General features: G+C 44.3%; 24 protein-coding genes. 12 read left to right on the top strand and 12 right to left on the bottom strand.

The annotated features are described in order from the left end of the window. Positions 1-40: 40 nt before the first annotated feature. Positions 41-1,513 (top strand): succinylglutamate-semialdehyde dehydrogenase, encoded by a 1,473-nt coding sequence (astD, locus tag AC0L46_RS11125; protein ID WP_473503632.1) that lies wholly within the window; start codon positions 41-43, stop codon positions 1,511-1,513. A 36-nt stretch (positions 1,514-1,549) separates the two neighbouring features. Then, positions 1,550-2,896 (top strand): N-succinylarginine dihydrolase, encoded by a 1,347-nt coding sequence (gene astB / locus AC0L46_RS11120; RefSeq protein WP_473503630.1) that lies wholly within the window; start codon positions 1,550-1,552, stop codon positions 2,894-2,896. Positions 2,897-2,972: 76 nt separating this feature from the next. Here astB and AC0L46_RS11115 read toward each other — a convergent pair whose 3' ends face one another. Further along, on the bottom strand, positions 2,973-3,734 hold the full coding sequence (locus AC0L46_RS11115) for an IclR family transcriptional regulator (protein ID WP_317004915.1): 762 nt from the start codon (positions 3,732-3,734) through the stop codon (positions 2,973-2,975). 363 nt (positions 3,735-4,097) lie between these two features. Between AC0L46_RS11115 and aldA the strand changes: the two genes are divergently transcribed. The 4 genes from aldA to AC0L46_RS11095 all read left to right on the top strand — a co-directional run bounded on the left by aldA (position 4,098) and on the right by AC0L46_RS11095 (position 9,892). Continuing rightward, positions 4,098-5,528, top strand: coding sequence for an aldehyde dehydrogenase (aldA, locus tag AC0L46_RS11110; protein WP_473503628.1), 1,431 nt, complete (start codon positions 4,098-4,100; stop codon positions 5,526-5,528). Positions 5,529-5,718: 190 nt separating this feature from the next. Next, a complete protein-coding gene (locus AC0L46_RS11105) occupies positions 5,719-7,014 on the top strand; it encodes an MFS transporter (RefSeq protein ID WP_473503626.1) in 1,296 nt (431 codons plus the stop codon). Beyond that, positions 7,011-8,249 (top strand): mandelate racemase/muconate lactonizing enzyme family protein, encoded by a 1,239-nt coding sequence (locus tag AC0L46_RS11100; protein WP_414680651.1) that lies wholly within the window; start codon positions 7,011-7,013, stop codon positions 8,247-8,249. Before AC0L46_RS11105 ends, AC0L46_RS11100 begins: the two co-directional genes overlap by 4 nt. Before the next feature lie 11 nt (positions 8,250-8,260). After that, positions 8,261-9,892, top strand: a complete 1,632-nt coding sequence (locus AC0L46_RS11095) for a GMC family oxidoreductase (RefSeq protein WP_473503624.1) — start codon at positions 8,261-8,263, stop codon at positions 9,890-9,892. Positions 9,893-9,959: 67 nt separating this feature from the next. Here the strand turns inward: AC0L46_RS11095 and AC0L46_RS11090 are convergent, their stop codons facing one another. The 6 genes from AC0L46_RS11090 to cbiB form a co-directional block, all read right to left on the bottom strand. Further along, a complete protein-coding gene (locus AC0L46_RS11090; RefSeq protein ID WP_317004919.1) occupies positions 9,960-10,292 on the bottom strand; it encodes a DUF1904 family protein in 333 nt (110 codons plus the stop codon). Positions 10,293-10,379: 87 nt separating this feature from the next. Then, on the bottom strand, positions 10,380-10,787 hold the full coding sequence (locus AC0L46_RS11085) for a DUF2914 domain-containing protein (RefSeq protein ID WP_473503622.1): 408 nt from the start codon (positions 10,785-10,787) through the stop codon (positions 10,380-10,382). Between the two features lie 198 nt (positions 10,788-10,985). Further along, positions 10,986-11,483 carry a xanthine phosphoribosyltransferase gene (gene gpt / locus AC0L46_RS11080; RefSeq protein WP_347982783.1) on the bottom strand — a complete coding sequence of 166 codons (498 nt, stop codon included), beginning with the start codon at positions 11,481-11,483 and terminating at the stop codon, positions 10,986-10,988. Between the two features lie 60 nt (positions 11,484-11,543). Beyond that, the gene (gene cobU / locus AC0L46_RS11075) at positions 11,544-12,062 is read right to left on the bottom strand and encodes a bifunctional adenosylcobinamide kinase/adenosylcobinamide-phosphate guanylyltransferase (protein ID WP_473503620.1); all 519 of its coding nucleotides are present in this window, start codon (positions 12,060-12,062) and stop codon (positions 11,544-11,546) included. Then, entirely contained in the window at positions 12,059-13,222 is a 1,164-nt protein-coding gene (locus tag AC0L46_RS11070; RefSeq protein WP_473503618.1) for an aminotransferase class I/II-fold pyridoxal phosphate-dependent enzyme, read from the bottom strand. Before AC0L46_RS11070 ends, cobU begins: the two co-directional genes overlap by 4 nt. Beyond that, positions 13,192-14,187: an adenosylcobinamide-phosphate synthase CbiB gene (gene cbiB, locus AC0L46_RS11065; protein ID WP_473503616.1), complete on the bottom strand. Its 996-nt coding sequence runs from the start codon at positions 14,185-14,187 to the stop codon at positions 13,192-13,194. Before cbiB ends, AC0L46_RS11070 begins: the two co-directional genes overlap by 31 nt. Before the next feature lie 85 nt (positions 14,188-14,272). On the opposite strand from cbiB, the gene AC0L46_RS11060 reads away from it, so the two are divergent. Further along, on the top strand, positions 14,273-15,757 hold the full coding sequence (locus AC0L46_RS11060) for a cobyric acid synthase (RefSeq protein WP_473503614.1): 1,485 nt from the start codon (positions 14,273-14,275) through the stop codon (positions 15,755-15,757). Between the two features lie 4 nt (positions 15,758-15,761). On the opposite strand, the gene AC0L46_RS11055 is transcribed toward AC0L46_RS11060, so the two are convergent. Beyond that, positions 15,762-16,607 carry a LysR family transcriptional regulator gene (locus AC0L46_RS11055; protein ID WP_414680662.1) on the bottom strand — a complete coding sequence of 282 codons (846 nt, stop codon included), beginning with the start codon at positions 16,605-16,607 and terminating at the stop codon, positions 15,762-15,764. Between the two features lie 134 nt (positions 16,608-16,741). Here AC0L46_RS11055 and rimK point away from each other — a divergent pair, with 134 nt between their 5' ends. From rimK to AC0L46_RS11035, 4 genes are all read left to right on the top strand, one after another. Beyond that, positions 16,742-17,632 carry a 30S ribosomal protein S6--L-glutamate ligase gene (gene rimK / locus AC0L46_RS11050; RefSeq protein ID WP_473503611.1) on the top strand — a complete coding sequence of 297 codons (891 nt, stop codon included), beginning with the start codon at positions 16,742-16,744 and terminating at the stop codon, positions 17,630-17,632. A gap of 36 nt (positions 17,633-17,668) precedes the next feature. Next, a complete protein-coding gene (locus AC0L46_RS11045) occupies positions 17,669-18,688 on the top strand; it encodes a succinylglutamate desuccinylase/aspartoacylase family protein (RefSeq protein WP_473503609.1) in 1,020 nt (339 codons plus the stop codon). A 186-nt stretch (positions 18,689-18,874) separates the two neighbouring features. Next, a complete protein-coding gene (locus AC0L46_RS11040; protein WP_473503607.1) occupies positions 18,875-19,099 on the top strand; it encodes a TA system antitoxin ParD family protein in 225 nt (74 codons plus the stop codon). Further along, positions 19,089-19,379: a type II toxin-antitoxin system RelE/ParE family toxin gene (locus AC0L46_RS11035; protein WP_473503605.1), complete on the top strand. Its 291-nt coding sequence runs from the start codon at positions 19,089-19,091 to the stop codon at positions 19,377-19,379. Before AC0L46_RS11040 ends, AC0L46_RS11035 begins: the two co-directional genes overlap by 11 nt. A gap of 131 nt (positions 19,380-19,510) precedes the next feature. On the opposite strand, the gene AC0L46_RS11030 is transcribed toward AC0L46_RS11035, so the two are convergent. Further along, a complete protein-coding gene (locus AC0L46_RS11030) occupies positions 19,511-19,861 on the bottom strand; it encodes a hypothetical protein (protein ID WP_473503603.1) in 351 nt (116 codons plus the stop codon). 130 nt (positions 19,862-19,991) lie between these two features. Then, a complete protein-coding gene (locus tag AC0L46_RS11025) occupies positions 19,992-21,002 on the bottom strand; it encodes a hypothetical protein (RefSeq protein ID WP_473503601.1) in 1,011 nt (336 codons plus the stop codon). Between the two features lie 511 nt (positions 21,003-21,513). On the opposite strand from AC0L46_RS11025, the gene AC0L46_RS11020 reads away from it, so the two are divergent. Continuing rightward, positions 21,514-22,149: a hypothetical protein gene (locus AC0L46_RS11020; protein ID WP_473503599.1), complete on the top strand. Its 636-nt coding sequence runs from the start codon at positions 21,514-21,516 to the stop codon at positions 22,147-22,149. A gap of 143 nt (positions 22,150-22,292) precedes the next feature. On the opposite strand, the gene fghA is transcribed toward AC0L46_RS11020, so the two are convergent. Both fghA and AC0L46_RS11010 read right to left on the bottom strand, forming a co-directional pair. Beyond that, entirely contained in the window at positions 22,293-23,123 is an 831-nt protein-coding gene (fghA, locus tag AC0L46_RS11015) for an S-formylglutathione hydrolase (protein WP_473503597.1), read from the bottom strand. 11 nt (positions 23,124-23,134) lie between these two features. Next, on the bottom strand, positions 23,135-24,250 hold the full coding sequence (locus AC0L46_RS11010; protein ID WP_473503595.1) for an S-(hydroxymethyl)glutathione dehydrogenase/class III alcohol dehydrogenase: 1,116 nt from the start codon (positions 24,248-24,250) through the stop codon (positions 23,135-23,137). Between the last annotated feature and the right edge of the window lie 8 nt (positions 24,251-24,258).

Genomic DNA, 24,258 nt, shown 5'->3' with positions numbered 1-24,258 from the left:
GTCGAACCTCAAAGAACAAGGCTTCCATAAAGGGGTTATCATGAAACAGTTACATTATATTAATGGTCAATGGCTCGCAGGCGAAGGTAATGCTTTTCGCTCTATTGATCCAGCAGATGCAAGCCAAGTATGGCAAGCAAACAGCGCCACAGCTCAACAAGTTGATTTAGCGATTTGTGCTGCACGAGATGCGTTTCCAACATGGGCAAACCGCCCACTTGAGGAACGTCTTGCCATCATTGATGCCTTTGCCGCATTGGTAAAAGAAAACAGCGAAGCCATTGCCACAGTGATTAGCCGAGAAACCGGCAAGCCAATCTGGGAAACACGTACCGAAGCTGCGGCTATGGTGGGTAAAGTCGCCATTTCCAAGCAGGCTTATCATGAGCGTACAGGCGAGAAAACCACGCCTATGCCAGGTGCAACCGCTCGATTACGTCATCGTCCTCATGGCGTTGTTGCCGTATTTGGCCCTTATAACTTCCCAGGTCATTTGCCGAATGGTCACATAGTGCCTGCATTGATTGCGGGTAACACAGTGGTATTCAAACCAAGTGAACAGGCACCTGCCACTTCTGACCTTATCATCCAATTATGGGAGCAAGCTGGCTTACCAGCAGGTGTGCTTAACTTGGTTCAAGGTGAGCGAGAAACTGGCGTTGCGTTGGCGAATCATCAAGGCATCGATGGTTTGTTCTTCACAGGTAGCCCACAAGTTGGTCATATTCTGCATAAAGATTTTGCCGGACACCCAGGTAAGGTTTTGGCTCTAGAAATGGGCGGAAATAACCCACTATTGGTTTCTGAAAAAGTAGCCGACCAAAAAGCCGCGGTGCATGAAATCATCCAATCGGCCTTCATTTCAGCAGGTCAGCGTTGTACTTGTGCTCGTCGCTTACTTCTACCAAAAGGAGCACTTGGAGACGCTGTTTTAGAATCACTCATTACAGCAACGAAAGCATTGCGCATTGACCGTTTCGATGCAGAAGAACAGCCTTTTATGGGGCCTGTCGTATCGGCACAAGCAGCTGACGGATTAATGCAAGCGTACCAAAAACTGGTTGCGTTGGGAGCTGAGCCATTGCTCGAAATGACTCGCGGCGACAGTAACACTGGCTTTGTGACACCCGGCATTGTGGATGCTACAAACATGCTGAGTGAGTTACCAGATCAGGAATATTTCGGTCCTCTACTCACTGTGATCCGTTACGACTCTTTAGATCAAGCCATGACGATTGCCAACAATACACAATTTGGCTTGTCTGCAGGTTTGCTATCAGACGATCAAGCGGAATATGAGTGGTTCTTACAACACAGCCGTGCTGGCATTATCAACTGGAACCGCCAAACAACAGGCGCAGCAAGTAGCGCACCATTTGGTGGAACAGGCGCCAGCGGCAACCACAGAGCAAGTGCTTATTACGCTGCCGATTATTGTGCGTACCCTGTCTCGAGCATCGAAGCCGACAGTTTGAGCATGCCTGAAAAACTTGGGCACGGCTTAACACTTTAACTTTAGTCGCCACTAAAAATGAACAGAGAATCGATTATGAATAAAGCAACAGAAGCCAATTTTGACGGCTTGGTGGGCCCAACCCACAACTACAGCGGCCTTTCTTTTGGTAATGTCGCTTCATTGAATAACTCGGCTCGCGCTTCCAACCCGAAAGCTGCAGCGAAGCAAGGCCTAACTAAAATGAAAGCTTTGGCGGATATGGGTTTTGTGCAAGGTGTTCTAGCACCGCATGAGCGCCCACACATGCCAACGCTGCGCAAACTTGGCTTCACAGGCAGCGATGCCGATGTTTTACAGAAAGTCGCAAAACAATCCCCTAAGCTGTTAGCGGCGGTCAGCTCTGCGTCATGCATGTGGACAGCCAACGCGGCCACTGTTTCGCCAAGTGGTGACACAAAAGACGGTCGAGTGCATTTCACACCAGCGAACTTAGCGAGTAAGTTCCATCGCTCAATTGAACATGAAACCACTGGTGCTATTTTACAAGCGACTTTCAATGACGAAGCGCACTTTGCTCACCACCCTGCTTTACCGAGTATTGAGAGCTTTGGTGATGAAGGTGCGGCAAACCACACGCGTTTTTGTGACCAATACGGCGAACAAGGCATAGAGTTTTTTGTTTACGGTATGGAAGCCTTTAATCAAAAGGCACCTCGCCCGACAAAATTCCCAGCGAGACACACACTAGAAGCATCTCAAGCTGTGGCTCGAACGCATGGTTTATTTGAAAGCCAAGTGGTTTATGCACAGCAAAGTCCAGCGGTGATCGATGCCGGAGTTTTCCACAACGACGTGATTGCGGTCGGTAATCGCAACGCACATTTTTATCACCAAGAAGCCTTTCTTGATACGGCAAAAATGAAGCAAGACTTGCTTGCTGCTTGGGGTGAAAGAGCTTCTGAGTTTCATTTAATCGAAGTTCCAAGCAGCGCAGTTTCCGTGGAAGATTGTATAGGTTCTTACCTGTTCAACAGCCAGCTGCTAAGCCGTGGCGATAATGACATGGTGTTGGTTGTGCCTGGCGAGTGTGAGAACAATCCTGCTGTTTGGGCTTATCTAAACGATTTAGTTGCAAGTAAATCGCCAATCAATGAAGTGAAGGTGTTTGATCTTAAACAAAGCATGAGCAACGGCGGTGGGCCTGCATGTCTACGTTTGCGAGTGGCTTTAACTGAAGCAGAACGTAACGCAATCAACCCTGCCACATTGATGAACGATGCTTTGTTTGATCGCCTAAATCTTTGGGTGGATAAACATTACCGTGATGAATTGAGAGAAGCAGATCTTGCCGATCCAATGCTGCTTATTGAAAGCCGAAACGCTTTAGATGAGTTAACTCAAATTCTAAAACTTGGCAGTGTCTACGAATTTCAGCAATAAGCTTTTCACGATTTAACTGAACAAAGCCTTAAAAAGTCCGAAGCTTTTTAAGGCTTTTCTGTTTTTGCACCTCAGCTTAAACGATACGTGACGACAATTGACGAGCGGCTTGTATCAGCCTTTTTGAATAATCTCGCGCATTCTGATCCGACAGAAATTCATCACTGATTCCTGTACTAATGGCGGCGATAGGCTCATTTCTGAGATTCAAAATAGGCGCAGCAATACTGCTCACATGATGCTCTATTTCGCCCTGACTAACTGCATAACCTAATCGCTTTGCTCGGCCTAAGTCTTCCTTAATTTTAGGCAACTCCTCTACGATCTTAGGGTTCACTCGCTTTTGCCCATTTAAGTAATTCTGCTGCTGAGTTTCGCTGTACATAGACAAAATCGCTTTACCAGATGCCGACGAATACAAAGGCAGAGTTTGGCCAATATGCAAATTAAACGCGCTGTTCAAAGAGGACTCTAACTTAGAGACAACAACTACGGTATCACCCACAGGAATACTCAAAAAAATAGGCTTATGAATCTCATTTTTTAGTATTTCTGCGATGGGGTAAAAGAAAGGAATCAAGCTCTGCTTACTGTAAATAGTGGAAGCCACTTGAAAGATTTTCGAGCCGATCGAATACGACTTTTTACGGCTCATATTTAACGCTACCATTTGATGGTCTAACAAGGCATTAAGAATACGATGACAACTGGCGGAAGGCAGCCCTGTTTGCTCGCAGATCTCCGATAAGGTTAATGGAAAGCCAGCGCTTGCCAAAAGATCAATAATTAAGACAGCACCATCTACCGCTGGAGCTTTGGATTTTTCATTCTGAGCCATATTCACTCCGCTATTATTCCATATACGAAAAAATACTTATTAAAATCGGCTTTTTTCTCGCCTTCAGACAGGCTGTTAAAAAATATTCTATAAAGTAGCCAAAACTTCATTTTTTACTCATTAGAGCCAACCCTTTTAAAATAAGGCATTACAGAGTTTTCGACCTTTAAAATAGAAAAGACTAAGAGCCAAAATCTCACTAAACAATAAGAAATTAGCCTTTAAAAACAAAAATATACATCACTATTTTCATATTTGAAATAATAATTCTCTATATAGAATTATTTTTGACTCACATAAGATGCCACCTTACTATCCACCTATTACTTACCATCCACCCATTCATAGTGAAGGTATTCTAAAATGCGAACCGATCAAAACTTTGTAAATAACGCTTTTTACAATGATTCTGACAGCAACAGCGTCACCATTCCTGTATACAGCCCAGTTACTGGCCAAGCCATTGCACAAGTCTCTGCTGCATCTACAACTGATGCATTGGCAGCCGTTGATATCGCTGCAGCCGCTCAAAAAGGCTGGCGTCAACTTACCAGTGTTGAACGTGCTGGTTACATGCATAAATTGGCCGACGCCTTAGTAGCTCGTAAAGACGCCATCGGACAAGCACTGGCAAACGAATCTGGAAAAAGCTTAGAAGACGCAACAAACGAAGCTATCTACGCGGCCGATATTACTCGCTACCATGCAGAATGGGCGCGTCGTATTGAAGGTGAAATCATCCCGAGTGACACACCGAATGAAAACCTATTGCTACAACGTGAGCCTATTGGCGTTGTCGCATGCCTTATTCCTTTTAACTACCCTGTGTATACGCTATTGCGCAAAATCGCTCCGGCTTTGATTACAGGCAATGCTGTAGTGGTTCGCCCAAGTAACAACACACCTTGTTCTGCTTTTGAAATTGCCAAAGCAATTCAAGATTCAGGTATTCCGGCTGGTGTTGTGAATATCCTAACCATGGATCACGCCACAGCGGAAAGTGTTTGTACTCACCCTAAAGTTGGCATGATTACCTTAACGGGTAGCGTTGGCGCGGGTCGAAAAGTCTTGGAATACTCTCAAGTAAACATCGCAAAATCGTCTCTAGAACTGGGCGGTAAATCACCTGCGATTATTGAAGCCGATGCAGATCTAGAAAAAGCAGCAAAAGATATTGTTGCATCTAAAACAACAAACTGTGGACAGCTTTGTACTGCGATTGAACGAGTGTATGTTCATGAGTCCATCTACGACGAATTCATTGATTTACTTCGCGTTCAAATGACAGAAAGACAATTTGGTGATCGTGCGATCAACCCAACTTTCATGGGACCACTTATCAATGAAAATGCACGTTTGAATATCCATCAAATGGTTGAGCGTGCCATTGATGATGGCGCGAAGCTAGAACTTGGTGGATATATCCCAGAAGGCGAAGGCCACTTCTACCCACCTACATTGTTGACTCATTGCCGCCAAGATATGGAAATCGTTCAAGAAGAAATCTTTGGACCTGTTTTACCTGTATTGAAATACAGCAACATTGATGAAGCATTGGAACTAGCAAACGACCACCAATTTGGTTTGGCGTCTGTGGTTTACACAGAAAACTACCGTACTGCTATGAAAGTCGCCAACAACATCGAAGCAGGTGAGGTTTACATCAACCGCACACCTTCTGATCCTTATCAAGGTTACCACGCTGGTTGGAAACGCTCTGGTCTAGGTGGAGATGATGGCAAACACGGCATGTTGGAGTTTACTCAAACTCGACTTGTTGTATTGAACTACTAATTTTTCGAATTTATTTACTGTTATAAAAAATTTAGCGGCGCGGCTTTTGTGATTTCATTTTGATGTAATCACAAAAGATCGTGCTGCTAATCGGTCTGTGCCTGACATTTGCCAAGATAGAGCAAAGCAGACACACCTAAAGACCAAAAAATGCTCTTAATAAAAACAACAATTGATAGAGATAAAAAAAATGTTAGACACTCAAGCTAAGGTTTTGAACCGCGAAGAAAAAAATGATCAATTAAAACGATACTTTCAGTTTCTTTTACTTCTTTTAGCAGCTGGCGCAATTTACCCATTGCTCTATCTGCGACAGAACTTTGAAACTTCTATTTTGGAGGCCTTTCAAATAACGTCAGGAGATTTAGGAAACTATTATTCCATGCTAGGTGTGATGTATTTTGTTTGTTACCTCCCAAGTGGCTGGTTAGCAGACAGGTTAACGCCTCGTATGTTAGTTACTATCTCGATGGTGGGAACAGGCGCTTTAGGGCTTTGGTTCGCTTCTATCCCATCGAAAGAGTATTTAGTTTACATATTCATGTCATGGGGCATATTCGCAGGTCTGACATTTTGGGCATCGATGATTAAAGGTGTCAAAATTCTAGCTAAGCCAAATGAACAAGGACGATTTTTTGGCATGTTAGACGGTGGTAGAGGTCTTGTAGAGGCTGTTTTGGCTACCATCGCTATTTCTATCTTTGCTTATACAATTGAAGTGGATGCTAGCAGTAATACATTAGCGCTTAAGAAAGTGATTTATATGTATTCATACTTCTGTATTGCTGTTGGTGTATTAATCTTTTTATTCCTAAAGGCAAGCGACGCGAAGCAAGATGATGAGCAAAAAGTTACAACAAAAGGCAACTTGATCCGTGACTTTAAAACGCTGTTATCAATACCAGAAGTATGGCTAGTGGCGGTTGTGATTTTATGTGGTTATCAATTGTTTTGGGCCACTTATTCCTTCTCTGCTTTTATGCAAGAAGGCTATGAAGTCACCGCTGTTACAGCAGGCTTTATTACGGTTGCAAAACTCTGGATGCGCCCAATCGGTGGCATTGGAGCAGGCTTTTTAGGAGACAAATTTGGTAAAGAAAATATATTAGCACTAGCCATGAGCGTATCTGCTCTGGGACTGATAATGATGATTTTCTTTCCACAACTAAATACCGTTTATGGGTTATTAGCCATTGTGCTTCTCATAGGCGTCATGACCTACGCTGTTCGAGGTCTATACTGGTCAATACTTGATAACTGTCATATCCCATTGCATGTAACAGGATTAGCAATTGGTATTATTTCACTTATCGCCTATACACCAGACATTTTCTTGCCTCAAATTTACAGCTTCATCGCTGCTCATTATGAAGGCATAACCGTTTATAACCTTTACTTTGGTTATATCTCAATTACTGGTTTTATTGGCGTATTCACCGTTCTTAAACTCAGAAACATGACGAAAAGGAAAAAGATACTAGCATGAAAGTTACTTCCTGCGAAACACACATTGTAGCAACACCACCTCCTCACGTTGGCGGAATGTATTGGATCTTTGTCCGCTTACACACCGACTGTGGCATAGAAGGTATCGGTGAAGTTTACGCTGCAACCTTTCATCCTGAAGTGGTGAGTAAAGCCATAGACGATGTATTCGATCGCTATCTAAAAGGGCATGATCCTCATCATGTGGAGCGTTTTTTCCGTGAAGCTTACTCAAGTGGCTTCACTCAACGCCCAGACCTAACCATGATGGGCATTGTCAGCGGATTAGAAATGGCTTGCTGGGATATCATAGGTAAAGCGGCAGACAAGCCTGTTTATGAATTAATTGGCGGAAAAATCCACGATAAGCTGCGTTGCTACACTTATCTTTACCCGCTAGACAGAGATGGCAGCTACAACTACGACAATGTTGAGTTGGCTGTTGAAGCGGCGATTATCGCCAAAGAGCAAGGCTTCACAGCTGTCAAATTCGACCCAGCTGGCCCTTACTCTGTTTACTCTGGTTACATGCTGTCATTGGAAGCAATGGAAAAGTCCGCGACTTTCTGCAAACGCGTTCGTGAAGCGGTAGGAAATAGCTGTGATCTACTCTTTGGCACACACGGTCAAATGGCGCCAGCTTCTGCGATTCGCTTGGCGAAATACCTTGAGCCATTCGATCCTATGTGGTTCGAAGAGCCAGTGCCACCGGGACAAAATGAAGCCATGGGACGCGTTGCCGCTAAAACAACCATCCCAGTTGCTACCGGCGAGCGCTTAACCACAAAATATGAATTCCATGATGTGCTGAAAAATGGCGCAGCGTCTATTTTGCAAATGAACTTAGGACGTGTCGGCGGTATCTTAGAAGGCAAGAAAATTGCCGGTATTGCTGAAGCGTACTACGCGCAAATCGCTCCCCATTTATACAATGGCCCAGTGGGTGCTGCCGCAAGTATTCAACTTGCAACGGCAACACCAAACTTCCTAATCCAAGAAAGTATCGGGACTTGGGATGGCTTCCATGCTGAAGTTCTGAAAGAGAAAATCGAATGGCGTGATGGTTACATCATTCCATCTAAAAAGCCTGGATTGGGCGTTGAATTAAACATGGATGTCGTCAAAGCATGTTCTCCATATAAAGGTAAGACACTTCATCTATCGATGGATCCAAGACCTTATGATGTAAAAGAACAATCTTCAGACGACTGGAAAAAAGTACCAGCACCGAAGTAAGGAAGATAAAAGTGGAATACGATTTTATTGTTGTCGGTGCTGGGTCTGCAGGGTGCATTATCGCCAATAGACTCAGCGAATCAGGGAAATTTTCTGTGCTGCTGATTGAAGCTGGCGGCAAAGACGTTTCCCCTTGGATTAAGCTTCCTGTCGGGTTTGCAAAGACTTACTACAACCCGACTTATAACTACATGTATTACAGCGAAGAAGAAGCGGAACTGAACAATCGCAAACTTTATGCTCCACGAGGTAAAGTTCAGGGCGGTTCAGGTTCGATTAACGCGATGATTTATGTACGTGGTCAAGCCGCTGACTTTAATGATTGGGCAGCGGCTGGCAATGAAGGTTGGTCTTATCAAGATGTGTTGCCTTACTTCAAAAAGTTGGAGCAACACCCTGCTGGCGATACAGAGTACCACTCTAGCAAAGGCATGATGGGCATTTTTCCGATGAAGGACGACGCCCACCCGATTTGCCAGAACTACTTAAAAGCGGCAGAAGAATTAGGCTATCCGTTGAATGATGACTTTAATGGTGAGCATTTTGAAGGTGCAGGCGTCTATGAAGCCAATATTAAAAATGGCCAACGAGATTCCAGTAACACAGCTTACTTAAAGCCTGCATTACAACGCCCCAACTTGACCATGAAGCACGTTCACATGGTCGAAAAAGTCTTACTCGATGAGAACAATAAGGCTGTCGGTGTATTAGCCAAACACAAGTCGCGCAATCAAGGCGCGACAGAAAGCTACCATGCCAAACGGGAAATAATTCTCTGTGCGGGCGCGGTGGATTCACCTAAGCTGTTACAGCTTTCAGGCATTGGTGATCAGGCGTTATTGCAGAAAAACAACATTGCTGTGAAGCAACACCTTCCTGCGGTCGGCCAAAACCTCCAAGACCACTTGTGTGTCAGCTATTACTATCGCGCCAATGTGAAGACGCTTAATGATGTGTTCTCTTCTTATTGGTCTCAAGCAAAAGCGCTTGGACAATATTTATTGAATCGCACTGGCCCTCTTTCTTTGAGTGTGAATCAGGCGGGTGGCTTTCTGAAAGGTTCTGAAGACAGCCCTTTGGCGAACATTCAGCTCTATTTCAATCCGATCTCTTATCGTATTCCGAACGATCCAAATGCCAGCATGAACCCAGATCCCTACTCTGGTTTTTTAGTGGCATTTAACTCTTGTCGACCAACCAGTCGAGGCAGCATTGAAGTCGCATCGGATAACCCTGAAGATGCCGCTCTCATAAAGCCAAATTACTTATCGACCGAGGAAGATTTCGAGGAAGTGTTGCAAGGCAGTCGTTTAATTCGAAAATTGATGGACACTGAAGCGCTGCAAGAAATCACCGAAGAAGAAGTGATTCCGGGTAAAACAGCCGTGCATGATGATGAATCCATGATGAAATATTATCGTGAGAATGCAGGGTCGATTTATCACTTATGTGGCTCATGCGCCATGGGGCCAAACCCAGACAGTGCGGTCGTGAATAATCGTTTAAAAGTACACGGGGTGGACGGGCTTAGAGTCATCGACGCATCGATTTTCCCAAACATCACCTCAGGCAATATTAATGCTCCCACTATGATGGTGGCGGAAAAAGGGGCTGAGATGGTGAGAGAAGATCACGGCGAATAATTCGACTGCTAAGCCTATATTTCATTGCTCTACAAACAAAAACGCCTTCTTTTAAGAAGGCGTTTTTTTAGAAATGTTCACCGTTTTCGTAGTAATCCTTACCCTTAATATCATGGAACAAAACGGTAATATCTTGACCGCTGTCCACTAAAGGTCGAAATAGTTCCTCAATCAAAGAAGCCACTTTTTGCTTTATTTCATCACCACGATCAAACCATAAAATATCGAAAAATGGATAAGCAGGTGAAGCACCGCCCATGACAAGATAGGTCGTCGGTTGGTATTCAAGCGTAAAGTGAGAATTAGGCGTATCAGTTATTTCGGCCATGCTTTCAATGAGAATATCAGCAACTGATTCTAACTCATCAAAAGACAGTCCACGAACACGTAAATGAGGCATAGTAATCCTTAATCAATAGCGTTACATCGAGGTCATTCCTATTTCACCAATGACCAAAAAGCTTATTGTTTAAGGATGCACCATTTTTTAATATTCATCTACATAATCGAATGAACGGCTATCAATTACTTGACCGTCCAACACCACATCGACACTCCATGTGCCATCAAATCCTGGCATAAGACGTTTGCTTGACCATACACGCCAGCGATCACCACCAATCTCAAACGCCACATCCGCTTGATCTTCACCGTCTAACTTCCAGCGATGAACAACTTGATGCCCAGACATTTCTCGTAAATCCGTAAAGAAGTACACACGTTGAATTTCACCGTACTCCACTTTTACAACATTACCGATATCATCAATGGGTTCACGATCGATAACCGCTGTCGAGAATTGAGCACGAGCAACGAAGCCTTCAGCCAAGACAGGCGCAGCAATCGCAAACGATAACATGCCAGTAAGGAGAACTCGGGTTAGCACTTTGACCATAATTTAATCCTTAGTGTCTTGAAATAGGAGCAATAAAAAATAAACGACTCAAAAAAGCATTTTGAATCGTTTATTTTACAAAAGTATTTGTGACAAGTTAGCTGAAAAGAACGTAAATAAAATGAGAGATTTGTGTTAATTTGCAAATTCTTCCACTTTATTTGATATAAGCCATTAAAAGCCTATCAAGAAAAGAGACTACTTACCTTGGCGATCAGCAAGTGGCGTAGAAAAAGTGTATTCCATATCCCAAGGGAAACGAATCCAAGTATCTTGGCTTACTTCCGTGATAAAAGTATCCACTAAAGGCTTACCTGCAGGTTTTGCATAAATCGTTGCAAAGTGTGCTTTTGGCAGCATTTCACGAACTTTTTCCGCTGTGCGTCCAGTATCAACAAGATCATCGATCAAGATAAAACCTTCGCCATCTCCTTCAACGCCTTTCAGTACATTCAGGTCACCTTGTTTCATGGCACCTTCGCCTGCTTCACCTTCTTTGTAGCTCACGACACAAATCGTATCGATCAGACGAATGTCCATTTCACGGCATAAAATAGCGGCAGGAACCAAGCCACCACGGGTAATTGCAATGATGCCTTTCCATGGACCTTGTTCAAGCAAACGCCAAGACAAAGCACGTGCATTTCTGTGTAACTCTTCCCACGATACAGGGAAATCTTTTGAATAAGGGGTCATCGAAGTTCCTACGCTTTCGCACTATCAGTTTTTATGAGGCCATTTTTAAAGAAATCATTTCTAAAAATCCGATTTTAACGGCATAGGTAGGCCTGCCGCAACAAAAGTTACCCGATTGGTCAATTTAGCCAAAGATTGATTCATACTGCCTGCTTCATCGGCAAATCGCCTTGCCAAAGCGTTCATTGGCATAATGCCCAACCCGACTTCACTGGACACCAAAACCAAGTCACCTTGGAATGCTTCTACTGCTTTCAATAAAGCCTGCTTCTCTCGCGCCAATCGATCTTCGTCTTCCAAACAAAGAAGATTCGTCAGCCACAAGGTAAAGCATTCCACAATGACGGCTTGATCAGGAAAGTTCAGCGAGTTTAATACATCCGCAAGCGCCAGCGGTTCTTCAATTAAACGCCATTCTGCAGGGCGATTTTCTTTATGCAATTGCACCCGCTTTTCCATGGCGTCATCCCATACTTGGGAAGTCGCCACATAACAAACTGGCTTACCAGATGCGGCCACTTGCTCTTGAGCAAAAGCACTTTTGCCGCTGCGAACACCACCAAGCACTAAATGCTTCATGCCAATTCTCCTCTCGTCATTCCAGCATTTGGGCCTTGATTCTGCCCACCCGCGCCTCTTAACAATTGAATAAGCGCTTTATCGAGCACAGGAATTTCCTCCATAGCCGGCAAGGCAACACGAATCCAACCTTCGCCAAGTCGAGTATGAATGCCGACTTGATGCAGCATGTCGAATACCTGCTCCGCGTATTCATGGCTGTCTAACGTCCAAGTGATGAAGAGAGGATTCAGCACGCTGTCTTGAGAATCAAAGATCGTATTGAACTTAGGCATCACTCGCTCAATAAAAGCCGTCTGGCGGCGTTTCAAGGAATCGATGGCTTGCGCTTGCCATTCCACATCCGCAAAAGCCAAGCTAACTAAATGCAAACTCGGTGTCGCAACAGGCCAAGGGCCCATTAAGTTTTTCAGTATTGTTTGCCACTTATCCGCACAAAAAACAAAGCCGACACGAGCGCCAGCCAAACCAAAAAACTTGCCAACAGAACGCAACACAAACAAGGATTCAGGCCAGGACTCAAACGCATTCTGCGCCAATAAACTGCGCTCTGGACAAGGATCAATAAAAGCCTCATCGACGACCAAACTGGCGCCCTGCTGTTCTGCATGTTGAATCACCGCAGACAAGGTGTCGGCCTCTGCCCATTCGCCTGTTGGATTATTTGGTTGAATAATCACAGCCACAGCAAATGCTTCATCAAGCAAGGCGGCAATCGAATCATAATAAGCCAATTCAAAGCCCCATTTCTGCCAAGCAAAAGCATGCTCTTGGTAACCGATTCTCGGCACAAAAACGATGTTACTTTTCAGAGAGCGACTCTCTTTCACCAAAAGTGGTAAAGATTCAATAATATGCTGCGAACCCGCACCTAACGCCGTCGGTCGGCGACCATAATAGTTTTCTGCGACGTCCAACAAAGCGGTTTGATCTGGTAAAGACATCCAATGTTCCGGCTCTATGGTCGGAATGGGCCAAGGTTCACGGTTACAAGCAGAAGATAAATCCAGCCAATTTAAGGCTTGATTGCCGACTTTACGCTGCCAATAAGCCAAATCACCACCGTGCTTTGGTGGCGCGGAATTGAGTTTCGAAACCGCTTGTCCAGAGGACTCTTTTTCAGTAGGAGTTAGACCAGAAGACATATTATCAATCCCCATAAATACACGCTTTTATCCACCAGCAAAATCGCCTCGTTTAAATGCCTTGGCTCGGGCTTCATATTGTCATCGCCCTCTTCATCACCAAGAACGGGCCTGGTTTCTGTTTTACCAAAATACTGAGCTTCGCCACCAAGCAAAATCCCCAAAGCACCCGCGCCTGCCGCCATAACAGGGCCAGCGTTTGGGCTTTTCCAACGCGCAGACTCACGGCGTGAGCTACGAATCGCTTTATGCCAGTAGCCACAAGCTGCGTAACTGTAAATCACTAATCGAGCTGGCACATAATTCAATACATCATCAAAACGCGCCGCAAACCAACCAAAGTGCAAAAGCTCTGCTGTTTTATAGCCCCACATGGCGTCTAACGTATTCGCCAGTCGGTACAACAAAACACCCGGAGCGCCCAGAATAAGAAACCAAAATATCGGTGCAAAAATCGCATCGCTGCCATTTTCCAAAACGGATTCAATACCCGCCTTCGCCACATCCGATTCATCCAAGCTTTTGGTGTCTCGGCTAACGATATAGCTAACAGCAAGGCGTGCTTCATCCAGTTTTTTTGTGGTAATTGGGGTTGTGGACAAAGGCTGATAAATAGCTAAAGCGTGTTCCCGCAGACTTTGCCAACCAATGGCAAAATACAAAACAATCACAGACAGAACATGATCTAGCCAATTAGGTAACACCCAAAACAAAACCAACAAAAGAATTAGCCAAGGCACCACAGCCAACAGCCAAGCCTGAACGCCCGACAAGCGTTGTGTCTGAGTGTTTTCATCTAAAGGCGATTGAGTATATTGGCGACAAAGATCCACCCAACGACCGAACCAAATAAGTGGATGCCAGCTTTTTGGTTCGCCTAACAGGCGATCCAATACCAAAGCCGCTACAAGAATTAAGCTGGTGGTGGAAAACACCTCAAAGAAACCAGTAAAAATACTGTCTGAATTAGAAAGGATCATAAATATAGGTCGTTTTTTCACTTAACAAGACAAGAAGGTAAGGTAGAATTCTATCACCTTATTGATTTAAAGCGTGATGAACTGAATGCCAGCTTTTAGCTTAATGGTCCAAGGGACAACCTCGGACGCCGGAAAAAGTACCCTAGTAACCGCTTTGTGCCGTTTACTTGTTCGACGCGGTATCAAGGTCGCGCCTTTTAAACCGCAAAATATGGCACTCAACAGCGCCGTCACAAACGACGGTAACGAAATTGGTCGCGCTCAAGCCGTACAAGCCTACGCCGCCGGTTTAGAAGCCCACGTAGATATGAATCCCATTCTACTAAAACCAAACACAGACACAGGCGCGCAGGTCATCATTCAGGGCAAAGCCATTGGCAACATGAACGCCGTTGGTTATCACGAATACAAAACCGTCGCCAAAGAAGCCGCGCTAGAATCCTATTATCGACTTGCTGATCAATACGACGCCGTGCTGATCGAAGGTGCCGGCAGCCCAGCCGAAATCAATTTACGCGCCCGCGATATCGCCAATATGGGGTTTGCCGAAAGCGTTGATTGTCCTGTTATCATCATTGCCGACATAGACAAAGGCGGCGTATTTGCTCACCTTGTCGGCACATTGGAATTGCTCAGTCAGAGTGAGCAAGATCGCGTCATTGGCTTTGTGATTAATCGTTTTCGTGGCGACATTAGCTTGTTGCAATCCGGCTTAGATTGGCTCGAAGAACGAACAGGAAAACCAGTTTTAGGAGTTTTGCCTTACTTAACTGGCTTCCACCTAGAATCGGAAGACGCTGTCACCAAAAGCCCACTCAAAACAGAAACCAACACCAAGCTCAACATAGTGATTCCTATCATGCCGCGCACCAGCAATCATACAGATTGGGACGCGTTGCGCCTTCACCCAGATGTTCAAGTAACCTTGGTTGGCGCGAATGAAGTCATTCCACCAGCCGACTTGGTTATCTTGCCCGGCAGCAAAAGTGTACAGAGCGATTTGGCTTTCTTACGTAACGAAGGCTGGGAAAGTTATTTGAACAAACACTTAAGATACGGCGGAAAAATTATCGGTATTTGCGGTGGCTTTCAAATGCTAGGAGAAAAACTACTGGACCCATTAGGCTTAGAAAATCACCAAGCCAACACGGAATCGTCAGGCTTTGGCTTTATTCCAATGGAAACAGTTTTAGAAAAAGACAAACAACTCAAACAGCGCAAAGGCACTCTTAGCCTAAACAACCGCACAAGCCAACTAACTGGCTACGAAATTCACTCAGGCGTATCGCGCTTTGCCAAAGAAGTCCGTCATTTCTCGACTCTTGAAGACGGCGAACAAGAAGGTTTTATCTCAGCAGACAACAAGATCATTGGCACTTATCTTCACGGAGTTTTTGATCACCCAGAAGCCCTCAGTGCATTGTTAGAGTGGTCAGGCGTACAAGAAGCCAATCATTTTGATTACGACCAATTCCGCGACAGCGAAATCAATCGACTCGCCGACAGCGCCGAGCAACACATGGACATCGACGAATTAATCGAATCCTGCAAGGCGTTTCAGCTTTCATAAAGCATCATCGAGACAAGTAAGGAAACAGCTCGATGGCTTGCTCAATGATGTCGACTTTTTGGCTTTTCGCTAGGTAAATAGCAAAGATCTCTCGGGAATAAACCGGCGCATCTTCAATGATAAACAGCTGGTTTTTCTGCACATATTCAAACGTCATTTGTCGTGGCAAGTGAGCACTTCCGCCCGCATCTAATATATAATTGAGCGCGATTCTAGGCTGGCTCATACGATGTTTTGCTGGTGGCGAATCTTGAAACGCGCGCATGTGCTGAATATTGACAGACTCCCCATAATCCACCATGACATAATTTTCTAACTTGCCCACGCCATTATAATCAGGGTCGGTCGTCACCAAATGCAAAGGAACGGTAGCGACCTTTTCTGTCACAAAATCTTCCGTGAAAGGCGGTTCAAACACAAAGGCAATATCGATGACTCGACTCAACACCTTTTTATTCAACTCTGGCGTGGAATAAGTACTGGTGAATAAACTCACGTCTTCTAAATTACGATGAATTTTCTGCAGCCAATCTTGTAGCACGATATCCCAAATCGACATCATGGAACCAATGGTCAATTGGTATGTGTCATTCTCTGCAATCCCCACATCGTGCTTGGTTTTTTGCCACATAAAAATCAGCTCGTTCGCGTGCTTTATAAAGCGATTTCCCTCTGGCGTCAGCTTCAAATGCTTATGACTTCGATCGAACAACAAGACCCCAAGGTCGTCTTCTAACAGCTTGATTCGAGCGCTCACCGCAGATTGCGTGATGAAAAGATTTTCCGCCGCCATTCTGAAATTTAAGGTTCGGCTGACTTCTAAAAAGGTCTGTAATAACTCAATTTTCACGCTTACTCACCAATCAATTTTTTTGATCAAAGACATCATAATATATCGTTTTGTTGTTTGAACTTTCAACTATACACTGCGCCGATCAAATCAAACAGCCTTGCTAATAAGGGCGAGCCACAGAGGAAAACACTATGAAAATTGCTATTTTATCAAGAGGCCCAAACCTTTATTCAACAAGACGTTTGAAAGAAGCAGGCGAAGCCAAAGGCCATCAGGTCGACATCATCGACACATTGCATTGCTACATGGACATCACCAGCAGCCGCCCAACCGTGCGCTATCACGGTGAAGAGCTACCAACATACGACGCCATCATTCCACGCATTGGCTCGTCTATTACATTTTACGGTACCGCCGTGGCTCGCCAGTTTGAAATGATGGGCACCTTTAACGTGAATGACTCTGTTGCAATCAGCCGTTCTCGCGACAAATTACGCTCTTTGCAGTTGTTATCTCGTAAAGGCATTGGCTTGCCAAGAACAGGTTTTGCCAGCAAACCAGACAACATCAAAGACTTGATCAAAAACGTTGGTGGCGCGCCAGTTGTAATTAAATTGCTTGAAGGAACGCAAGGCATTGGCGTGGTATTGGCTGACACAACCAAAGCCGCGGAAGCCATTATCGAAGCTTTTATGGGATTAAAAGCCAACATTCTTGTGCAAGAATTCATTAAAGAAGCTGGCGGCGCAGACATTCGCTGTCTAGTAGTCGGCGGAAAAATTGTTGCCGCGATGAAACGCCAAGGCGCAGAAGGCGAGTTTCGTTCTAACTTACACCGTGGCGGCAGCGCTGAGATCGTTAAATTGACTCAAGAAGAGCAAGAAACCGCCATCAATGCAGCAAAAGTCATGGGCTTAAACTTCTGTGGCGTTGATTTACTTCGCTCTCAAAATGGCCCAATGGTGATGGAAGTAAACTCTTCACCTGGCCTTGAAGGCATTGAAACCGCAACAGGCAAAGATGTGGCAGGCATGGTTTTCGACTTTATCGAAGAAAACGTCAACCTACCACGAGACCAATAAGCCACATTGGCCATTAAAGAAATACAGGAGAAAGTTATGGCGATATTATCAATAGGCGAATTTGACATCGCGCCAGGGGAAACGAAAAAAATCGAATTACCCGTTGCTAAACTTTATACCGGTGCCGATGTATCTTTGCCGGTTTATATCACTCGTGCGAAAAAAGAAGGGCCGACTATTTTTATCAGCGCGGCGGTGCATGGCGATGAGCTAAACGGTGTTGAAATCATTCGTCGGCTGATCAACCAAAAGAACTTCAAACTCACCAAAGGCACCTTAATTGCTGTGCCTATGGTGAACGTTTACGGCGTGGTAAACCAAAGCCGCTACATGCCAGACAGAAGAGACTTAAACCGTTGCTTCCCTGGTTCGGCAAAAGGTTCTTTGGCTGGTCGCGTGGCTTATACCTTTTTGAATCAAATCGTTAAGCACTGCGACTACGGAATCGACTTGCACACAGGCGCGATTCATCGCTCTAACTTGCCACAGATTCGTGCTGATTTATCGGACGCGGAAACCAAAGAGCTGGCGCAAGCCTTTGGTGTGCCTGTGATATTGAACTCCAATATTATTGACGGTTCATTGCGTGAAGCCGCCGAAAGACACAAAACCAAAGTTTTGTTGTATGAAGCGGGTGAAGCGCTGCGTTTTGATGAGTTTTCCATTTTGGCAGGCATAAAAGGCATCACAAACGTATTGCAATATTTAGGCATGATGCGCAAATCATCTTCTCGTAAAAAAGCCATCACGCCGTTTGTTGCCAACGGCAGCCAATGGTTACGAGCGAACGCAAGCGGTGTGGTGAACAACCATTTTCAGCTAGGCGACCAGATTAAAAAAGGCGACACCTTAGCCAATATTGGTAACCCATACGGTGACATTATTGACTCAGTCATCGCAAGCCGAGCAGGCATATTAATCGGCCAACAGAACATCCCCCTCGTGCAAGAAGGCGAAGCCATGTTCCACGTCGCCTACTTCTCGGAAGATGACGAAGACATCGCCGAAGAGATAGAAAACGCACAAGACACCTTGTTGCCAGTCACAGACGTCTAAATCAAAAAAAGCCCGTATCAAACGACACGGGCTTTTTTACAATTGTCTACGAGGGAAGCTTATCGCCCACCAAGTCGCTCATAACTTAATTAATCTTACTATTTTTTGCTGCATCTTCCTGATGAAGCCCATTGCCACACCTGTAGCAACTTACTACAATGATAGAGAATAAATGAGGAAAGAATCATGGCAACAGCAAGCATTAGACTAGACCAAGAGTTAGTTGAGAAAGCGACCATTATGGCTAAAGCACTCAACCGAACACCACCAAAGCAAATCGAACATTGGGCGAAAATTGGTGAAATGATGGAAGACAACCCAGACCTTCCTTATGAGTTTGTCAAACAAGCCATTATCGCCAAAGCAGAAAAAGAAGCAGGAAAATTAGAGGTCTACGAATTTGGCGAATAACATCCAAGTATTACAGACCTCAAGCTTTAAAAAAGCCGTCAAGAAACTTCACAAAAACCAGAAGACAGATCTTGATAAGGCGATCCGAGGCTTAATGGAAGAGCCAAAACTGGGAGAACAAAAGAAAGGCGACCTTGCTTTCATGCGAGTCTATAAATTCAAAATGGCCAAACAACTGACCTTACTGGGCTACAGCTATGAAGATGGGGCTTTGGTGCTTGAATTGCTCACACTTGGCTCTCACGAGAATTTTTACAGAGATGTAAAAAAGCTTTTTTGAAGTGTGATGTCTTGCTCATCCGCACATGCTGTGGAGCGCTTTTGTAATAATTGGGGCCGCCGAAACGAAGCGTAGGCGGTCCCAACACAAAGCGCGACAACAGTAACTTGTTAAGTTGGCAACTTAATTAGCTACTTAAATAAGTTTTCTAATTGTTTCAGTTCCTCTTGAATTACAAACATAAACGCTCCAGGACTTGCTTCCCACATAACATTGTCACCATCTACTAGGATTTCTACTGATACATCATGCGAACGTCCTTTGTACCTAATAGCTACTAAACCTTTATAGCTGTTACCCCCACGATGGAAAACTTGAACACCATCAACCTGCATATTGTATTCTTGGAAACTTGGATCATTGTTCAAGGTTTCTTGCATAGATGTTTTGACAGTCTCGCGAATATCTTCTTTTGATAGTCCGCAGCTAGAAAGCAACGTGGCAACCAATAAGGTTAGAATAGCTCGTGACATATACTTCATTTCTTTCTCCATTGAGTGTATGAAACCTAACGCTTGAACGCTTGCGTCAACTGCAGGAAAAAATGGCGGTTTTTGTGCAGATCCACCGCACAAAAAGTGACAGTTTTGACTGTCAGATTACACGCACTTGTTAGGCACTTCCGTTTAAAACTCTTTGAAATGTTATTATACTGGCTAATCTTTTTTCTAATACCTTTGACTCATCACTAGTTGGCGGATGAAAGAAGCTGCCATTATTTCCCGTTAATATAGAACAAACATAAAGCATATTAAGTACTGTAATTAATCTATAAAAATTAACAGGCGAACTGAAATCCGTAATAAATCCATGTACGACTCCATTCCTATTTAGATTTGTGCTTCCTTGGTAAGAGGCTGTATGTTGATATAGACCATTTTTTAAAAAATACTTTAGACTTTCTACCATTTGTATTTGTTCATTAAATCCATCATGAAGAGATATACTTTTAAAATCACTTGGCACCCAATCAAAGCCAGAAAATACTAAATTTGTAATTATTCTTTGTTGTATTTTTTCAAGTATCTTAACAAAATCTTTTACGTTTACATGCTCTTCACAAGGGATTCCAATTTTTATACCTATATCCCGAATAATTCCTTCAATACATGGCATCAGAGAGGTAATAGCTACACGATTCAAGCCTAGATAGAATGCTTCAATTGACTCATCAATTTGACTTGAATACTTTGTAAAGTCACTATTCTTACGGTAGATATCGACACTTAAAGCTGAAATCCCTTCTAAGCCATACATTCTAGGAGCGAATTCTTCAGCAATCTTTTCTAAATCACTTCCAGTTTCTATAGCTTTCGCAAATTCACCTAAGAATTGATTTTGCATGAAAGGAGGTGTTACAAAGTCTACTTTTAGGCATTGTTCACGAATGTAATCTAAATGAGAGCTAGCCTTCAGTTCAGCTACAGTTTGCTTTGGGAAAAATGCTCGACACGCGTCAGTTTGGACCGCATAACCCTCAATATCTTTAAAAGAAGATACTGTATGTTCATTAATAGCTAAAATACTGCCGCTTTTATCTAAAAAATCCTGCAACTCATGACAAGGTTTTCCTAATAGATTGGCTCTTGAGCATTTTCTGTATAATGTTTGGAAATCGACCATAACTCTCTATTAACACTCCTGCCTAACAGTTTATTCTGTCTCTTAATGGCTTTTACAGAGCATTTTTTCAGATTATTGAAATTAACACTTCCCTTTGTAAGTCTTTCATATTCTCGCTCTAAGTCGAGTCTGTCAATTTTAATATCTCTAAAAAGCCGCGCGCGGTTTTTCCTTTGTTTCAGTCGCGTCGCTAGTCCTTTATCCATGAGAGAGCTAATACTCCCTTTGTTGGTCTAAAGACCAACCTACGTTTTTTTAAACAGGCATAAAAAAAGCCCGTATCAAAAGACACGGGCTTTCTTACAATTGTCTACGAGGGAGGCTTATCGCCCACGATCCAAGTAGCTCACAACTGGATTATAGTTAATCTTGTTCTTGGTTTCTAGCGTATTTTTTATACACCTAAAAAATATAGATCAAAACATCTTCGCTCAGTCTATCGGTATTATTGCTCAGACAGCATAAACGGATGTAAAGTTAACCAACAACAAAGCATAGATAAGGATTTCTGATGCCTCATACCCCCATTCTAAAAGCGCTTTCTCGTCCACGGATGACAACCTACCTTAGTGCAACCAACCAAAATCAGACAAAAGCCTTAGAGCTCTATATATGGAATAGCCAAATATCAGCGGCTCTACTTATACCTATGCATATCTGTGAGATTATAATTAGAAACGCAGTCGCTGAAATTTTTGAATCACAATTTGGTCACCAATGGCCATGGCAACAAAGTTTAGAGCGAACATTACCACGAAGGTTTCGAGAAGAATTAATAAAGGCTCGAAGCAAACGAGGTATAAACAAGCGTACAAGTAAGGTGATACCAGAGCTTACATTTAATTTTTGGCAACAAATGTTTGTCAGCCGTTATGATCAGCAATTCTGGCTACCTAACTTACACCTATCATTTCCAAATGCCCCAGTCACGATTCCCCTAGAGCAATTACGAAGTAGTATTTTCAATGACTTAGAAAAAATTAGAAAACTTCGAAACCGAATCGCACATCATGAGCCAATAATTAATCAAAATATTCATTTAATTATGGATAAAGTAGAACGCTTAACAAAGTACCGGTGCGCTGTAACGTCAGACTGGGCTAGCCAACACTATCAAGTGAAAAAGCTTTTACTTATCAAACCTTAAAAATCTATATTTTTTGGTCTAAAGACCAACCTACGTGAGATGGCAGATTACGCTTCGCTCATCATGCCCTACAAAATATAAGACAAGGTGTCATAAATAAAAAAAGCGAGCCGGAGCTCGCTTTTTTTATTCTAAGGCGATAATTAGCCTAGCGCATTAGAGTGATGTTCTAAATGCTCGTCGATGAAGCTGGCGATGAAGAAGTAGCTGTGGTCGTAGCCCGCTTGGCGGCGTAGCGTGATCGGGTGTCCAACTTTTTCACAGGCGGCTTCTAAGGCTTCAGGCTTTAGTTGTTCCACTAGGAAGTTATCGGCTTCGCCTTGGTCGATGAGCAGAGGTAAACGCTCTTCTGCTGTTTCCACTAAGTAAGTCGCGTCCCATTCGTTCCAAGTGGTTTTGTCTTCACCCAAGTATCCTGTGAAGGCTTTTTCGCCCCAAGGACAATTGGTTGGGTTGACGATGGGCGCGAAGGCCGAAACCGACTGGTATTTGCTTGGGTTCTTTAAGGCACAAATCAAGGCGCCATGTCCGCCCATGGAATGGCCTGTGATCGAACGTTTGTCTGTCACAGGGAAGTTTTCCTCGATCAAGCTTGGCAGTTCGCTCACCACGTAATCGTACATGCGATAGGTATTCGAATATGGCGCAACCGTGGCGTTCACATAGAAGCCCGCACCAGAGCCGAAGTCGTAACTTTCGTGTTCATTCGGATAGTCCGTGCCACGCGGGCTGGTATCTGGGCAAACGATCGCCAAACCTAGCTCCGCCGCTTTACGAAACGCGCCAGCTTTTTGGATGAAGTTTTCATCTGTACAGGTCAAACCTGACAACCAATACAACACAGGCACGCTTTGTGTTTCCGCTTGCGGTGGCAAGTAGATCGCAAAGGTCATGTCGCCTTTTACCGATGCGCTTTCATGGCGATAGCGCTTCACCCAACCGCCATGGCTTTTTGTGCTAGACAGTAATTCCATCTTCCTACTCCCTATTGATCAAATAAGATCACGGTACGAATACTCTTACCTTCGTGCATCAAATCGAACGCTTTGTTGATGTCTTCCAAGCCCATTGTGTGAGTCACAAATGGATCGATTTCGATTTTGCCATTCATGTAATCTTCCACGTAACCCGGTAATTGGCTGCGGCCTTTTACGCCACCAAATGCGGAGCCTTTCCATACGCGACCAGTGACCAATTGAAACGGACGAGTGGAGATTTCTTGGCCTGCGCCCGCCACACCAATGATGATGGATTCGCCCCAACCTTTGTGGCAACACTCAAGCGCTGAACGCATAAGGTCGACGTTGCCGATACATTCAAAAGAGTAATCCACGCCGCCGTCTGTCATGTCGACAACCACTTGCTGAATTGGCGCGTCGAATTTTTTCGGGTTGATGCAGTCTGTCGCGCCGAATTGTTTCGCCATTTCGAATTTCGCTTCGTTGATGTCGATGGCGATAATACGACCTGCGCCTGCCATGCGTGCGCCTTGAATAACCGACAAACCAATGCCGCCCAAACCAAACACGGCAACGGTTGCGCCTTCTTCTACTTTCGCTGTGTTCAATACTGCGCCAATGCCCGTGGTGATACCACAACCGAGCAAGCAGACTTTTTCCAATGGCGCGTCTACGTGGATTTTCGCCAAAGACACTTCGGCTACCACACTGTATTCCGCGAATGTAGAGGTTCCCATATAGTGGTAAATTGGCTCGCCGTTGATGCTGAAACGGCTTGTTCCGTCTGGCATAACGCCTTTACCTTGGGTTTCACGAACCGCTTGGCACAAGTTGGTTTTGCCTGATTTACAGAATTTACACTCGCCACATTCTGCGGTGTAAAGCGGAATAACGTGATCGCCCACTTTTAAAGACGTGACGCCTTCGCCGATGGCTTCAACAATGCCCGCGCCTTCGTGACCAAGAATAGCTGGGAAAATGCCTTCTGGATCTTCACCCGATAAGGTAAAGGCGTCTGTGTGACAAACACCCGTTGCCACCATACGAACCAAGACTTCACCTGCTTGCGGATCTTGTACATCAACTTCTTCGATTTTAAGTGGTTGGCCTGGGCCCCAAGCGACAGCGGCTTTACATTTCATAGTGTTCT

The sequence above is a fragment of the Marinomonas sp. 15G6-16 genome, from assembly GCF_055809555.1.
The sequence above is the reverse complement of the archived record's forward strand: the minus strand, read 5'-3'. Positions and strand labels throughout refer to the sequence as shown.